We start from the raw sequence: 14,099 nt of genomic DNA, 5'->3' as shown, positions 1-14,099 counted from the left end.
CACCGCACCAGTCTCGCACGCCCCAACAATTGCGCAATTGCGCGAATGTTTGACAGTATGTCGGCATGACGGTCGAGCGGCGCATCCGCGTGGGCGCCTGGGAGATCATCCTTCGCTGGCCGGCCCCCGCGACCGGCGGCCCCACCGAGATGACGATCCGCCCGCACCCCGACGCGGACCCGCGGCTCGTCTCCCGCGGCCTCACCACCGGCACCCTGCGGGCCGTCCCCCTCCCCGAACTGACCAGCGACGTCCTGCACTCCACCAGCACCAGGACGCCGCCCGTCGCCGAGGCCCGCGAGATCCGCCGGATGGTCGAGGCGGCCCCCCGTCCGGGCCGCAAGGGCCGTCCGGACGAGTTCTTCGCCCTCGTCGCGGCCGTCTACTCCGCCTACGTCGACCTCGGCCACTCCAACCCCGTCCACATGCTCGCCGAGGCCTGCGACGCGCCCTGGCGCGCCGCCGCGAACTGGGTCCACCTGGCCCGCAAGAAGGGCTTCCTCAGCTCCACCCCGGAACGCCGTCCCGGCGGCGCCCCCACCCCCAAGACCACCAGGGCCCTGGGCTCCCGCTAGCTCATCTCGCATGCCCCCGGTTCCGCCGCCACGCCGCGACGGCCGCGACCCCGAGCACGGCCAGCCCGACCTGGAAGACCAGCTCGATCCAGTCGAATCCCTTGGTCGAGGCGACGCCCGTCTTCTGCGCGATCGCGGTCCCGACCAGCGCCGCGACGATCCCGATCAGCACGGTCAGCACGATCCCGATCGGCTGCCGCCCGGGCAGCAGCAGCCGCCCCAGCCCGCCGATGATCGCTCCGACGATGATCGCGGAGATGATTCCGCTGATGCTCACGTGGGCCCCCTCCCCCGAGTGCTGCACCTCCTGTGCCCGCTCACCACCGCAAATCACCACTGACCGCGCCGCCGCCCGCCCCGAAACCCCCGCGCGAACCCCCCGCGCGGTCGACTACGATGCGGGACGAGCCCGCCGGCGTAGCTCAATTGGCAGAGCATCTGTCTTGTAAACAGAAGGTTAGGGGTTCAAGTCCCCTCGCCGGCTCCCAGCTCAAAGCCCCCTTCCGATCAAGGAAGGGGGCTTCTTGCACCACCGTGGGAGCCATTGTGGGAGCCACGGAATTCAGCCGCCGAACAGAGCGCCGCTCATGGCCTCCGCCGCCGCGCGCTTGTCGTCCACGACCAGATGCCCGTAGGTGTCCTTCGTGATCGCGATGCCCGCATGCCCGAGGATCTCCGACACCACATGCAGTGGAGTCCCCTGCGCCAGCATCAGCGAAGCGCCCGAGTGCCGCAGCTCATGCGGATGCCAATGACCGAGCCCCGCCCGCTTGGCCAGCTTGGAGAAGGTGTGCGAGAAGTTGTCCGGATCCGTTGGCGTCCCGACCTCGGACGGGAAGATCAGCCCGTGATCCTGCCACGCTTCACCGAGGGCGAGCCGAGCCTTGGCCTGGTCGGAGTGCAGCTTCCGAAGCTTGGCCAGAATCTCCGGCGTGAGCACCAGGGTCCGCCGTGACTTGGCCGTCTTCAGCTCACTGAGCACGACGCGCGTCTTCCGAGCGCTGCTCTTGTCCCGCTCCTTGATCCGCTTCACCGCATGCGTAAGCCGCAGCGTCCCGGCGTCCCAGTCGAGGTTCTGCCAGCGAAGCCCAAGCACTTCGCCACGACGCAGGCCATAGGCCAGTGCGATGGTGATCGCGCCGCCGTACCGGTGACTCTCCACCGACTTCAGAAGGTCTTTGGCCTGGTCAAGGGTGAGCGTCCGCCCCTCCCGCTGAGCAGCGCGGGGAGCTGCCGAAAGCGCGGCGACGTTGCGAGTGACGAGGCCCTCCCGCTCAGCCTGCGCGAGCGCCCGCCGGAGGACGTTCCGCATGTTCCTCCGGGAGTTTGCGGCGTATCCAGCCTCCCGCTTGGCGTTCCAGAGCCGATCGACCTCGGCGACCGTCAGCTTGTTGAGCTTCTTCCGACCCAGCGCCGGCACCAGGTGCAGACGGACCATGTCCCCGTAGTCGTCTTCCGTGGACTCCGCCACCGTGCCCGGCAGGTTCACCGCGACCCAGCGCTCAAGGAACGCCTTCACCGTGATCCGGTCATCCGGCACCGTGCCCGCATCAACTGCCTCGCGGACCTCCTTGAGCTTCCGAGCGACCTCGGCACGCGTCCGGCCGGAGACCTTCTTCCGGACGCGCCGCCCCTTGTCGTCGTAACCCACGGAGACCGCGCCGCGCCAGCGGTCGCCGTCCTTGTAGATCGAGTCCTCGCCGTTGCCGCGTCGCTTGGTCATGCCGCGTCCGTCTCCTCTTCCAACTGGGCAACGAACTCGGCGAGCGCCGTTGCCGGAATCCTTCGAGAGCCACCGAGCCGGACCGACCGCAGCGCACCGGAACGCATCAGGTCGTAGACCTTGGTGCGCCCAATGCCGAGCATCACGGCCGCCTGTTCGGGCTTCCACAGGAGCGGTTCGGTCGCTCCGTTCGCCGTAGTGATCACGCTGCCTCCGCAGTTGCCGAAAGTTCGGGAGTCGCGTTGTGGGTCGCGGCGTCGAGCTGGCGGCGCCGTTGGATGCGTTCGTTGATCAGGAGCAGGAGCCGATGTTCGGTCGGTCTCACGTCGGGGTCGCCGGGTCCGGCGCGTTCCCAGACGTAGGCCGCTTGGGGATCGGCCGGGTTGGAGACGGGGATGCCTGCTTCAGCCAGCCGAGCCAGCGCCCATGCCTTCCGGTCCGCCTTGTGATCGGCGAGGGTCTTGCCGGACCACTTGCGGGAGACCAGGACGCGACGGCCGCCGTAGCCGAGGTGTTCGCGGCGGTGTGCCTTGCCCTTGCAGTAGCCGGGCGTGAGGCCCTTGCGCGGGTTCTTGGGCTGGACGCCGTAGCGCAGCCAGTTCGCGCACGTCGGAGAGCAGGGTTCGTAGCGGAGTGCTTCGGCCATCCGGTCGACGTGCTCACGCTGCGCGGTGGTCTCCGCTTCGTGGCATTCGGCGACGCCCTTGACGAGGTACTTGGTCAGGTAGCCGATGCAGCGTCGCGAGTCGGCCGAGTCGGCGAGGACGCCTTGTGCGTCGATCTGGCGGCCGAAGCGGACGACGTGCAGGGGTTCGGCGTCCTCGTCCAGGCCGATGGCGTCCAGCGCCTCATCCCAGGTGGGCAGGACTTCGCCGGTTTCGGGGTCGAGGTAGCCGCCGTTCTCGCCCGCTGCCTCATCCCAGAAGGGAAGGTGATCCCCGGAGTAGACGACGCGATCCGTCGTAGGCCACCACACCTGGTGATAGGTGGCCGCGACGACTTGGCGTAGTTCGGTGCGGGAGATGGTTCCGCGGATCGCCATGTGCAGGTGCGGAGCCAGCCGCCGCTGTGGTTCGACGGCCGCGAAGTACTGCACGTCGTAGCCGACGAACCGGCGCAGGTTCTGCACGAACCGGTCCACCAGCTTGGAGAAGTGCAGCGCATCGCGAGCGGCGCGCGTGTAGTCGTAGGTGTCCGGGTCGACCGGCGTACCGTCCGAGCGGACCCGCCCGTAGGAGTCCAGGGTCAGGGTCAGGAACAGCGACGGCCGGAACGTCTTGCCGTCCTTGCCCCGGAAGACCTTGCCGACGGTGCGGGAGTCGACCGGACGCCGAGGCAGATTCGGAGCGTCCTGCCGCCGCCGGGTCGACCGGGTCCGCCGGCCCCTGGCACCCGCACCGGTCTTGAGTGAGCCCCGCACGCCGGTGCGTTCGATCTCGATATCGAGGTCACGCACGACGGCGCCCCAGAACTCTGGGCCTTCCCCGTCCGCCGTACCGTCCTCGGCCGCGCGGTCACGGGCTGCCTGTGCCTGCGACCGCAGTTCCATCCACGCCCGCTGTTCCTCATCCGGGCCTGCGCGGGTGATGACGGGTTCCTCGGCCAGGTGCCAGCCCTGACGGCATTGCACCGCCCGAAGCTTGCGCTTCCGTTCCGCGCACGAGGGACACACGCTCGCCAGGGTGTGACCGCACGGCACGTAGACCATCTCAGCCGCACCTGTGTTCAGGTCGACGCGCCGCATGGGCACGGGCCGGACGCACACGCCGTGTTCGACCGCGACCGCTTCCAGCACACCCCGCGCCAGCGGAGCGAGGGTCTTCACCACGGGTTCCGACATCGACTCGGCCGCGGGCGTCCCGGAACCGTCGAGGGGGAGCTGTGTCATGCAGCCTCCCCAGTGTTGAGGACGGGGAGGCCGAAGGCGACCATGTCGCGGATGTCGTCGTCGGAGACGTAGGCGGCCCGGACCCGGACCGGATCGGGAACGGCCTCCAGCCGCACGAACCCCACCCCCGCCCCGATCCCCGGAACCGACGAGATCTGATCAGCGAGCGCGCCACGGTCGCGGGCACCATCGCCCAACACCATGTCGACCTGTTCGTCTTCGTCCAGCCGCAGCGCGATCCGGTCCGGGAACAGGTTGCGCAGATTGTTGACCTCTTTGCGGGCATCCTGCTGCGCCCCGATCACGCAGTACCCCACCGACCGGCCCTGCGAGGTCAGCACTGCCAACGCCGACTCGGCCCGCTTTCTCAGGTCGCGTTCGGGGCAGTAGGCGGTCAGGAACGCCAGCTCGTCCACGATCACGACGCGGAACGGGTGCTCGTGCGTCGGGGTGAACGATCGTGTCACTCCGGCGAACTGTTCGGCGCGGGCGTTCATGTCTCCGGCCGCCGCCTCCAGTAGCTCGACCATGCCGCCCTTGGGGTCGTCGCTGTAGCGGCCGTAGCGCTCGAAGAGGGGGCGGCCGAAGGACAGTTCCATGCGCTTGGGGTCGACCGCCCAGACCTCGACCAGTCCGGCGAGCATCAGCGGTAGCAGCGCCCGGACCGTCGACCAGATCACCGACCCCTTGCCGGCCCCCGTCGCGCCCGCGATGAGCACATGGGTTCCGAGCAGTCGCAGTCGCCACGGGGACCCGTCCTCGGTCCGTCCGATCTCCAGCGCCCGCAGGTCGACGTCCGCTGCGTCGGGGACGGGCAGGGCGGGGATCGGGACGGCGAGAGCGTCTTTGCGGACGAACTCCAGCCAGATCCGTCCCGGACGGTCCCCCTCCCGGACGCGGACGAGGGTCGCGCCGAAGCCGTGCGCCAGGTTGACCGCGACCCGTTCCCACGCGTCCGGCGCCTGCCCTTTGAGCATCTTCACCAGGACCCGATCCGACGTCGGACCGCAGCGGACGCGGACGAGGGACGGAAGATACTCGCGGCCCTTGTGGACCTTGGTGAGTCCGGCGGTGACCAGGACGGGTTGCCAGTCGCGGCGGTAGACCATGACCAGCCGCCACCGGGCACGGGCCGGACGAGCGGCGTAGCGGACGAAGGACGGACGGTCCAGCGCCGCCCACACCACCAGGCCGACCGCGACGAGGACCAGGACGACGAGCGGGACGGCCCACCCATACCGGACGCCGAGCCAGCCGAGCCCACCGGCGACGGACACGGGGACGATGTTGCGCACCAGGAACACCACGGTCCGGACGACGGTGCGGACGAGGTTGACGAGCAGGACCAGGCCCTCGGGCATGTGCCAGACCGGAGGCGCCCACTTGGGCGCCGCGAACGGATCACGCTGAGCTTCGACGGCGACGTTCTCACCGGGGCCGAGCTTGCGGAACTCCCAGGACATAGCCTGGACACCTCTTCTCTTTGAGCCTTTGAGGGGAAGAGAAGCGGGGCGGCCGGAGGTACCAGCTCCAGCCGCCCCACCCATGACCGGAATCAGGCCGCGTCCTTCGCCGCCGTGTCCTTGCTCGACGTCCGGCCCGCGCCGCCCTTGATGGCCGCCGGGCGCATCCCCGCCGCCTTGAGCGAGTAGGCGAGCCGGTTGTTCTGGCTGTTGACGTACGGCGTCACCGTCAGCCCGTCGAACTCCACCGGCACGAACGGGAACCCCGCCGGAGCCTCCGGAAGGATCGGCTGGACCGGCGCGATCAGCTTGACCTTGAACGTGCCCTTGGACGCCGGGTCGGCGTCGAGGACCTCGACCGACCAGACCAGTTCGCCGGTGTCCTTGTCGCGGCCCTGCACGAAGTTCTCCCGGCTCGACCGGTCGAAGTCCCGCACCGGCTCGACGCCGCCCTTGACGAACGCGCCGTAGGGGAACACGTCGCCGAACGCGACCTTGAACGGACCCTGCACCGCCATGGCGGATACCTCCAGACGTTCACCCGACCGCTTGTTCGGTCAAGTGGATGTGGATTGAATGTACCTCGCCACTCGACCGAACAAGCTTCCTAGCGAGAGTGGTCTATGTCACATTCACTTCGGGCTCGCAGAGGAACGCCGCAGACGCGCTACTGCGCGCCTCGTCTAGCGCCTCGACTCGTGCGAACAGGCGCGGGCTCATCATCGTCTTCCATGCTCCGAGCGGTTGCACGAGCCAATCAGTGTGCTCGGAGGAGTCCAAGACGATCCGGCCGAGTTCGGAGGCCGTGAGCACCCCGCCATCGAAGACGAATCCGATCTTCGCGCACGGCCAGCCCCGTTGAGGCGGGATGAAGTGCGTCAGGAGCAAGGCCGGCGGCCCGGCGAACTCGATGCCGGTTTCCTCGCGGCACTCACGCACCGCCGTCGCGAACGGGGTGGCATCGCCGTGCTCGACGTTGCCGCCCGGAAACTGCCAAGCCTCCACACCGTGCGCCGAGCGCAGAGCGAGAGGGTTGCCCTCGGTATCGGTGAAGTACAGCGCCGCGTACATGGTGGCGTTGGGGAGAGTCCGCACGTACTCCTCAGGGGGCAACCAGCTCACAAGCACTCCCACTCTGCTTGACAAGGCAGCCGAGACCGCCGCAGCCCCGGCGATATCGAGTCTCCCCCGGCGCCATCAGTCGGGGACGCTGTAGACGTCCTCCAGCTCATGCAGCGACCCCGGCAGCAGCACCTCGGTCACGAAGCAGACCGTGTCGGAGGCGTCATGCATGCTCGCCAAGACCGTCAGCACCGGCTCAGGCTTCTTGAGCTGCAAGACCTCGGCCTCATCCTTGGACGGCAGCCGCGCCGACAGCCGTTCGGCGATGTGGTCGACGCGCACGTCCTTCACGGTGCGCAGATGAGCCCGCAGCCCAACCGGCAGAGCCGTCTCTTTATCCAGGTCGGTGCCATACGCCAGCTCTTGCGGGAACCAGCACGTCACCAACTCCGAGACGAGCCCCTCCCGGACGGTCGCCCACCGACGCACCAGCACCCGCGCTCCGCCATCGAGGCCGAGCAGGCCGGCGACCGGTGCAGGAGCCGGAACCGTGCCGACCTCCAGGAGGCTCACGCCCGGCGAGGTCTCCGGCTGGTCCAAAACGGCAAGGCCCGGACGTGAGGCACGCGCCGCAGGACCGGGACGGCCCTTCACGAACGAGCCGCGCCCGTGCTCGCGGGTGATCCACCCGTCCTGCTGCAACATCTGCAAAGCGCGGACGACGGTCGTTCGGCCGACCGCGAAGTCTCGCACGAGCTGCGATTCAGACGGCAGCATCGAGCCGGGTGGGTAGTCCCCGTTCTCGATCCGGCGCCGCAACTCCAGCACCACCCGCGCGTACTTCGGGGGCTCGAACTCCAAGCTCGACATCTCGACCACCTGACGACTCTCACGCTTGACCGCATAAGCGAATCTCTCTGGCACTGTAGCTTCCTTCCGTTCCGACGTCACGCCCGCGAAGTGCACCTTCGCTCCAGCCGCAACGAGTAAGGCCCCCGAGCCCGACCGCCGAAGCCACCCCAGCGGACAGGCCCGAGGGCCACCCAGTTCGCCGCCAACGTCGGCGGGCTTCACATCATCGGGGCCAGGGCCAGCCCCGTGCGTGGACGATCGCGTTCCGCAGCTCGTCAGGATTGAGCGCCTCCACAAGCCGAGCGTCATCGCCGAGCCGGACCATCGCCCACCACGTCCCGGTGGCCTCGCCGTACCAGGCGCACACCCCGGAGAACTCGCGTTCGATCTGCGCAGCGACCGGCCGCCCGCTCATCCCGTCCGGCAGCACCACCGGAACCGCACCCATCACGACCCGCCGTCCGGCGAGCTGGCGAACGGCACCGCCAGGACGCGCGCGATCCGGTCCGCCGCCGCATCGGTCTCCAGCAGCGGGCACAACGGCTCCAACTCCGGCGGAGACTGGCGGGTCGGCCCGGCCCACACCCACAGCCACCACAACACGCCCTCGTGGCGACGGCACAGCACCTCTTGCCGCATCCCCGGATGCATCAACGCCCCACGCGGATCGTCCGGGTCGGGTTCACCGGCCGGGTTGCTCGCCCGCACCGCACCATGCCCGTACACCTGCGCGTCCAGGCCCCGCCGCTTCAACGCCTCGACCAGCGCCAGAGCAGCCGGACGCCATGCCGTTTCCTGAAGGGGCCGCAAGCTCACCACGTTCATGACCGAGAACTCCCAGGGGGTAGAAGCGGGACCGGCGGACGAGCAGGCGACCAGAACCCCACCCGGCCAAGCGCAGCCGCCACGGGGGCGAAGCGACCGCGCTTCCAGTCGCCCACCACGCCCGCTGGCCCCGCGGCTTCACCTACGCCGCACGCGTCTTGCGCGTCGGCGCGCACCAGCGACACGGCACCTTCTCGACGTCAGGTCCGGAATCACCCGACGAACCCACCAGCACCGCCCGTCGAGGATGGGAGAACTTCCACCCACGGTCGCCGCAGTGCTCGCACCCGTTGTCCGCCTGCTCGTCGCGCATGGCAGCAACCTTCGCGCCCAGCAACGTCCTAAAGAAGGTCCACAAGAGGACACTTAGAGGACGTTATTAGGTCTCTAGGAAGAGAGAAGCGCGTCACAGTGTCCGCTTGGAGACCCTATGGGCGCTAAGGTCGGTCCTGTAGAGGACATCCAGTGGAGGGAGCGCCCATGCCGCGCCCGGCAGGAAACACCCGACTCAAGGCCGCCCGGCAACACGCCGGATACGCCTCCCAGCAGGCATTGGCGGACGCCATGACGGCCGCCGCTCCACTGCTCGGCCTGGGAAACATGCAGATCAGCGCCCGGCAGATACGCCGATGGGAGTCCGCCTCCCCGCCGTGGCCCCGCGCCGACCACCAGCGCCTACTGGTCCACGTGCTGCAACTGCCCGTCGACCAACTCGGCTTCACCCCGCCGTGGGAGTCCTCGGACAGCCCCGCGCCCGCACGGCCGAACGCGACCGCTCCCGCCATCCCCGGCAACGGCGCCACGCTGCCACTGCCCAAGGCCAACGCCGCCGTCCAACCGCCCACGGTCGGAGCCGACTTCGCCGCCATCAACGGCGCCCTACGCCGCCTCTACTTCTCCGTCCAGCCCGCACAGCTCCACCCCGCCGTGGTCGAACACACCAAGCTCGGGACGCAGCTCCTCGCCGAGACCACCGGCGTTCCCCGCACGATCCTGGCAACCGCGCTCGCCGAGTCACTGCTCCTGGTCGGCCGCATCGAGTTCTTCGACCTGCGCCAGCCCGAAGACGCCGACGCCTCATACGTCCGCGCCCTCCAAGCCGCAGGCGAAGCCGACGACCCGCTCTTGGGCGCCGCCATCCTCGCCCACGCCGCATTCATCCCCGGATGGGACGGCCGACGCGACGAGGCCGCCGAACGCATGCGCGCAGCCCGCACCTACGCCCGACGCGGCACCGCACCCGCCGAATTCCTGGCATGGCTGGACGCCGTCGAGGCCGAGTGCGAAACCCGATGCGGACACCCCCGCGAAGCCCTACGCCTCATCGCCCTCGCCGAACACGTCCTGACCGAGAGCACCGGTCAGCCGGCCCCCGAGTGGTTCAACTGGTTCTCGCCCGTGAGCCTCGCCTCTTTCAAGGGAGACACCCAGCTCAAAGCCGGTCAGCCCGCCCAGGCCAAAACCACCCTCCTCGGGGTCCTGGACGCGATCGGCGACACCAACGCCAAACAGCGCGCCGTCATCCTCGGCGACCTGGCCGCCGTCGAAGTCGCCCAGAAGAACCCCGAGGCCGCATGCGCCTACGCCGAGCAGGCCCTAGACCAGCTCGCCGTCACTTGGTACGCCACCGGCATGGACCGCGTACACGACGTCCGCCGCACCCTCCAGCCCTGGGCCGAGACCGAATGCGTCCGCCGCCTGGACGACCGCCTCTACGGATGGACGACGACCCTCAGCGCGCTGCAGCGTTGAACTCAGCGACACGACCCGGAAGCTCGGCCAGCGAATCAATCCGCATCGTCGGAACACGGTCGGCTTCCGGGTCGTCCTGTTGGATGATCCCCCACGGTCCCCGCCGGATCAGCGCTGTCCGCAACCCCGCCTCAGCCGCGGGCATGATGTCGTTGTCCAACCGGTCACCCACATACAGCACTTCGCTCGCATCGCAGGGCGCCGCGTCCACCACACACCGGAAGAACCCCGGATCAGGCTTGGACACACCCCAGTCATCCGACGTCGCGATCATGTCGCTGGGCAGATCCAGCGACCGCAGGATGCCGCCGGCCCGCACCGTCTGATTCCCCGCGATCCCGACCCACAGCCCGTCACCCCGCAGCTTGGCCAACGTGGGACGCGCATCCGGGTACAAGTCCTCTTCCCCGAACGTCTCCGGCTGCCCAGCCTCGGCCCGCTCCTCGCGCTGCTGCGTCAGATCGAACCCCGGCGCGAACACCTGGAACGTCTCCCGGTAGTCCAACCCCAGAGCGATCACCGCCCCGAACATCGCCGAGAACGTATGCCGAGGCACCCCCAGCCAGTCAGCCCATGTCCCATACTCCCGAGTCTCGTTAACCAGACACTCGCCCACATCAAACACAACCGCACGAATCATGCCCATCACCCTATGAGCGCCCCGGTCGCGGGGTACTGCGCCCCCCGCCCGGCAGGCAGCGCGTCACAGGATGAGAACCTTCGATACGTCTTCAAGGGGCGCCGCTTCACGGCAGCCGCCAGCCGGTCCGCACAGGGTATGTAGCCACTCGGGCCGACCTGCTCTGGCCACCTGGTTCCGGTGCGGCACCACATAGTCGGCCACTCGCAAGCCTTGCATCTGGTAAAACAGAAGCATGCCCGACGATGAAGCGCGTCTAATTGCCGAGCTCGACCAGCACAGGCGAGCCGTTGATACCGATTATTTTGACCTTTCGCTACGTGAACTCATCCGGATGGTGGAAGAGGGGGAAATTAGAATCGCCCCCGCCTATCAAAGGCAGTTCAGATGGAGCAATGAAACTCAATCTGCACTGATTGAGTCGTTTCTCCTAGGGTTGCCTGTGCCTGCAATCTTCGTCGCCACGAATCGCGACGGAACCTGGGACGTGGTGGACGGATTGCAGCGGATCTGCACGGTTTTGCGATTCGTAGGCGTGGATGCGCCGGAGTCGCAAATATTTAGTTTCAGAGAGAACCCCCTGATCCTAGAGAAGCTTCAAGCGCTCGCATCATACAATGGTACAACTTTCGCGGACCTTCCCCTACCCGTAAGGAGGACTTTCGAGCGTCGCTACCTCAGGATTCAAGTACTGAGCGACAAGTCAGACCCAGATGTGCGCTATGAACTGTTCAAGCGCTTGAATGCTGGCGCTATTGCTTTGACCGCCCAGGAAATTCGGAGTTCCATCTATAGAGGCCCCTTCAACGACCTAATAGAAGAGCTCGCCGGTTATCAAAAGTACCGGGAACTCGTCAAGCTTCAGCAAGCAAATAAGAGCAACGGAACGCTAGAGGAATTGGTCCTCAAATTTTTCGCCTACCTGGATGGCGCGGAAGAATTCAACGGCCGAGTAGCCGAGTTTCTTAACGCTTACATGCGTAGACGGATGAATGACAGCAGGCTAGATGATGAACGAAAGCTCTTCACGGCAGTAGTCGATCACCTGCACTCGATCACGCAAGGCGCCTTCCTGCGCCCGTCGGTCCACATCACCCCTCTAAATCAACTTGAGGCTGTAATGGTTGGGATCGGCCTTCTGTTGCGGGAGGAAGTCACTCCCGTCCGCCCGGGCGAAGGTTGGTTAAGCGATCCCGAACTTCTGCGCTACAGCACTCGCGCGACCAACACCAAAGCCATGCTTTTGGGTAGAATCAATCGCGCAAAAGAGATTTTCTCTTAGCAATGCACGCATCAATAGATGCCATCTTTGAAGATGCGAACAGGTACCTTCAGCGAGAGCGGAGGCGGCTGGAGGTACTGCAGCAATCTGCAAGGGACTTAGGCTCGTTCGACAATGACGGTTTTGCTGCCATGGGGCGGGCTCTATCGTATGTTGTCATGGGCGGAGTACTCGAGAACTTAATGCGTGACCTCCCCAGCGCATTGGCTGCCGATGTCGTAGCACTAAGACTAGTTCGCTATAAGCTCCCTATAGGCTTACTTTCCGTGCTCGATGCTTCCTTCTTTAGGAAAAGCGGAGAAGACACCGTTGGTTCGCTAATGGCCCGGGCGAACCTATTGAGATCCGTCGCCAATCACGCCACCGACCGTCGGATCGTGGAGAACTTTAGTGAGCTATTCCGACTAGCTGATGGCTCAACGATCGGTGTGAAGAATTTTGAGGCGATCTGGATTATCCTTGACCTTCCCGGCTCCTGGACTAATGTGCCAGAAGATTCACTTCTAGTGCGCGAGATAACAGCTAAACGCAACGACGTAGCGCATTGGCTATCGGACCCGGTAGATACTGGACGCAGTAAGCGCCCTAGCGGACTCATTCAAATGATCGACCAACTGATTGGTTTGTTGGATCATGTACAACTAAACCTGTGTTACTGGCTGGAAGGCCGGGCGGAATGATATCCGCTTCATTATTGTTATCAACGTATCATCTGATTGAGCGAGCGCCGGGTGGCACCTTCCTACCCATTAGCTTCCGGCAGCCGGTGGGCACACTCGTGCGAAACCGTCCTGCATGCGGTCTCGTCAATTTGTGCGGCACACCATCCGGAGTGGGTACGCGATGAGTCCTCGCGTACTCGCTGAGAGCATCAGTAATGTCAGCTAGATGGGCATGCCGTACCAGGGGCTACAGATCGGGAAGTTGATCTCGCCTATGCAGGCGTGCCTTCTTGTGAATGTAAAACGGATCAACGTCTCTTGCGTCCTCATCCCACCTGTGCATGACGCCTATGTAAGCCAGGATGCTAGCGCTTGAATACATCGTGAGTCGCTGACGGCTCGTACTCACGGCCCCCATTGCTGGCGCTATCCACAAGCCGTCGGCATCAATACCATTTTTGAGGCCCTCACGACGAAGGTTCCACCTTTGCGGATCCTTAAAAAGGACCATGTGAACGTCAGTAATTTTCGAAGCGCCATCCAAGAACGCCACGATGCTTGGTGGAACCGAATAGCCGTCGTTTGCCATGCGACAGCCAATATGCTTGGCAAAGTATCGAGCCAAATTCAACACATCAGTCGACCATGAACTTCCATATATCGTGCTCATGTCAATAAATTGCCGACCCCATAGGTCATTGAGATTGCTCCAAACATACTCGGCATATTTATCATAGGCATAATCGAAAAGCTGACTGCGTGCATTGTTGCACTGTGCGCAAAGGTTAGCTTCAAACTTGACGGTAGGTGACTTGCGGGCACTGCGCACTTTGACAAGGCGGTCGATTACCCCACCCCAGACGAGGTGGTCTGAGTCGCCCCACATGCGTGTTAGGTCAGTTCTCTTGAACTTGTGCTCACGAGTATCGGCTCTGGCCCCGCACCACCAGCACAGACCAGTGGAAGGCGACTTGTAGGGCGCCAGGGCGGCACCCTCAAGTGGCAGCTGGCCTTCATCTTCATCGGCACCCATGGTTGTAAGGGTAGTAGCACCTCGACAGACGGTGTCCGGCCGCGCGTCCCGCATCGCTAGGCCCCTGTGCGTCGTTCGGGCCGTCCTGAACTCGCATGGTTGCCGTGGGCAGGTGTGGCGACTGGCGTGGGTGGGGTGGACGCGGACGCCGGCGCTGACTAGAGGGCACCTATGAACGAGTTGGGTGCTTCTGCTGTTGCTTGTAGATGGATGCCAGGGCTGCCGAATTGGGCTCTTTAGGATCAAGGGGCGGCGGCGCTCGCGCCGCTGCGCGGCCCCGCGCCTGGCCGCCCCGCGCCTGCGGCGTGGGCGCCCGACACCGCGCGGCCGCGCCCCGCCCCC

16 protein-coding genes and 1 tRNA gene are annotated in these 14,099 nt (G+C 65.9%); 5 read left to right on the top strand and 12 right to left on the bottom strand.

Going from position 1 to position 14,099, the window contains the following annotated elements:
• The first annotated feature begins 65 nt into the window (after window positions 1–65).
• Window positions 66–575 carry a hypothetical protein gene (locus tag ABZ914_RS07165; protein ID WP_500192184.1) on the top strand — a complete coding sequence of 170 codons (510 nt, stop codon included), beginning with the start codon at window positions 66–68 and terminating at the stop codon, window positions 573–575.
• 1 nt (window position 576) lies between these two features.
• On the opposite strand, the gene ABZ914_RS07160 is transcribed toward ABZ914_RS07165, so the two are convergent.
• Window positions 577–852, bottom strand: coding sequence for a GlsB/YeaQ/YmgE family stress response membrane protein (locus ABZ914_RS07160; RefSeq protein ID WP_500192183.1), 276 nt, complete (start codon window positions 850–852; stop codon window positions 577–579).
• 134 nt (window positions 853–986) lie between these two features.
• Between ABZ914_RS07160 and ABZ914_RS07155 the strand changes: the two genes are divergently transcribed.
• Window positions 987–1,059 (top strand) — tRNA-Thr (locus ABZ914_RS07155).
• Window positions 1,060–1,137: 78 nt separating this feature from the next.
• On the opposite strand, the gene ABZ914_RS07150 is transcribed toward ABZ914_RS07155, so the two are convergent.
• The 9 genes from ABZ914_RS07150 to ABZ914_RS07110 all read right to left on the bottom strand — a co-directional run bounded on the left by ABZ914_RS07150 (window position 1,138) and on the right by ABZ914_RS07110 (window position 8,388).
• Window positions 1,138–2,298 (bottom strand): tyrosine-type recombinase/integrase, encoded by a 1,161-nt coding sequence (locus ABZ914_RS07150; RefSeq protein WP_500192182.1) that lies wholly within the window; start codon window positions 2,296–2,298, stop codon window positions 1,138–1,140.
• Window positions 2,295–2,504, bottom strand: a complete 210-nt coding sequence (locus ABZ914_RS07145; RefSeq protein ID WP_500192181.1) for a helix-turn-helix domain-containing protein — start codon at window positions 2,502–2,504, stop codon at window positions 2,295–2,297. Before ABZ914_RS07145 ends, ABZ914_RS07150 begins: the two co-directional genes overlap by 4 nt.
• Window positions 2,501–4,186: a replication initiator gene (locus ABZ914_RS07140; protein ID WP_500192180.1), complete on the bottom strand. Its 1,686-nt coding sequence runs from the start codon at window positions 4,184–4,186 to the stop codon at window positions 2,501–2,503. Before ABZ914_RS07140 ends, ABZ914_RS07145 begins: the two co-directional genes overlap by 4 nt.
• The gene (locus tag ABZ914_RS07135; RefSeq protein ID WP_500192179.1) at window positions 4,183–5,649 is read right to left on the bottom strand and encodes an FtsK/SpoIIIE domain-containing protein; all 1,467 of its coding nucleotides are present in this window, start codon (window positions 5,647–5,649) and stop codon (window positions 4,183–4,185) included. Before ABZ914_RS07135 ends, ABZ914_RS07140 begins: the two co-directional genes overlap by 4 nt.
• Window positions 5,650–5,741: 92 nt before the next feature.
• Window positions 5,742–6,167, bottom strand: coding sequence for a plasmid replication, integration and excision activator (locus tag ABZ914_RS07130; RefSeq protein WP_500192178.1), 426 nt, complete (start codon window positions 6,165–6,167; stop codon window positions 5,742–5,744).
• Window positions 6,168–6,270: 103 nt separating this feature from the next.
• The gene (locus ABZ914_RS07125) at window positions 6,271–6,744 is read right to left on the bottom strand and encodes an NUDIX domain-containing protein (RefSeq protein WP_500192177.1); all 474 of its coding nucleotides are present in this window, start codon (window positions 6,742–6,744) and stop codon (window positions 6,271–6,273) included.
• A 102-nt stretch (window positions 6,745–6,846) separates the two neighbouring features.
• On the bottom strand, window positions 6,847–7,581 hold the full coding sequence (locus ABZ914_RS07120; protein WP_500192208.1) for a GntR family transcriptional regulator: 735 nt from the start codon (window positions 7,579–7,581) through the stop codon (window positions 6,847–6,849).
• A 205-nt stretch (window positions 7,582–7,786) separates the two neighbouring features.
• Window positions 7,787–8,011, bottom strand: a complete 225-nt coding sequence (locus ABZ914_RS07115; protein ID WP_500192176.1) for a hypothetical protein — start codon at window positions 8,009–8,011, stop codon at window positions 7,787–7,789.
• Window positions 8,011–8,388, bottom strand: coding sequence for a hypothetical protein (locus ABZ914_RS07110; RefSeq protein WP_500192175.1), 378 nt, complete (start codon window positions 8,386–8,388; stop codon window positions 8,011–8,013). Before ABZ914_RS07110 ends, ABZ914_RS07115 begins: the two co-directional genes overlap by 1 nt.
• 480 nt (window positions 8,389–8,868) lie before the next feature.
• On the opposite strand from ABZ914_RS07110, the gene ABZ914_RS07105 reads away from it, so the two are divergent.
• A complete protein-coding gene (locus ABZ914_RS07105; protein ID WP_500192174.1) occupies window positions 8,869–10,140 on the top strand; it encodes an NsdA family TPR-like regulatory protein in 1,272 nt (423 codons plus the stop codon).
• On the opposite strand, the gene ABZ914_RS07100 is transcribed toward ABZ914_RS07105, so the two are convergent.
• The gene (locus tag ABZ914_RS07100; RefSeq protein WP_500192173.1) at window positions 10,121–10,780 is read right to left on the bottom strand and encodes an HAD family hydrolase; all 660 of its coding nucleotides are present in this window, start codon (window positions 10,778–10,780) and stop codon (window positions 10,121–10,123) included. The two genes, ABZ914_RS07105 and ABZ914_RS07100, sit on opposite strands and share 20 nt — an antisense overlap.
• Window positions 10,781–11,015: 235 nt before the next feature.
• Here ABZ914_RS07100 and ABZ914_RS07095 point away from each other — a divergent pair, with 235 nt between their 5' ends.
• On the top strand, window positions 11,016–12,062 hold the full coding sequence (locus ABZ914_RS07095) for a DUF262 domain-containing protein (RefSeq protein ID WP_500192172.1): 1,047 nt from the start codon (window positions 11,016–11,018) through the stop codon (window positions 12,060–12,062).
• Window positions 12,063–12,220: 158 nt separating this feature from the next.
• Window positions 12,221–12,742 carry a hypothetical protein gene (locus ABZ914_RS07090; protein ID WP_500192171.1) on the top strand — a complete coding sequence of 174 codons (522 nt, stop codon included), beginning with the start codon at window positions 12,221–12,223 and terminating at the stop codon, window positions 12,740–12,742.
• Window positions 12,743–12,971: 229 nt separating this feature from the next.
• Here ABZ914_RS07090 and ABZ914_RS07085 read toward each other — a convergent pair whose 3' ends face one another.
• On the bottom strand, window positions 12,972–13,757 hold the full coding sequence (locus ABZ914_RS07085; RefSeq protein WP_500192170.1) for a hypothetical protein: 786 nt from the start codon (window positions 13,755–13,757) through the stop codon (window positions 12,972–12,974).
• Window positions 13,758–14,099: the final 342 nt, after the last annotated feature.

Origin of the sequence: Spirillospora sp. NPDC046719, from assembly GCF_040645715.1 — a bacterium.
Classification (GTDB): Bacteria; Actinomycetota; Actinomycetes; order Streptosporangiales; family Streptosporangiaceae; genus Spirillospora.
This window is presented reverse-complemented; position numbering and strand designations above follow the sequence as displayed.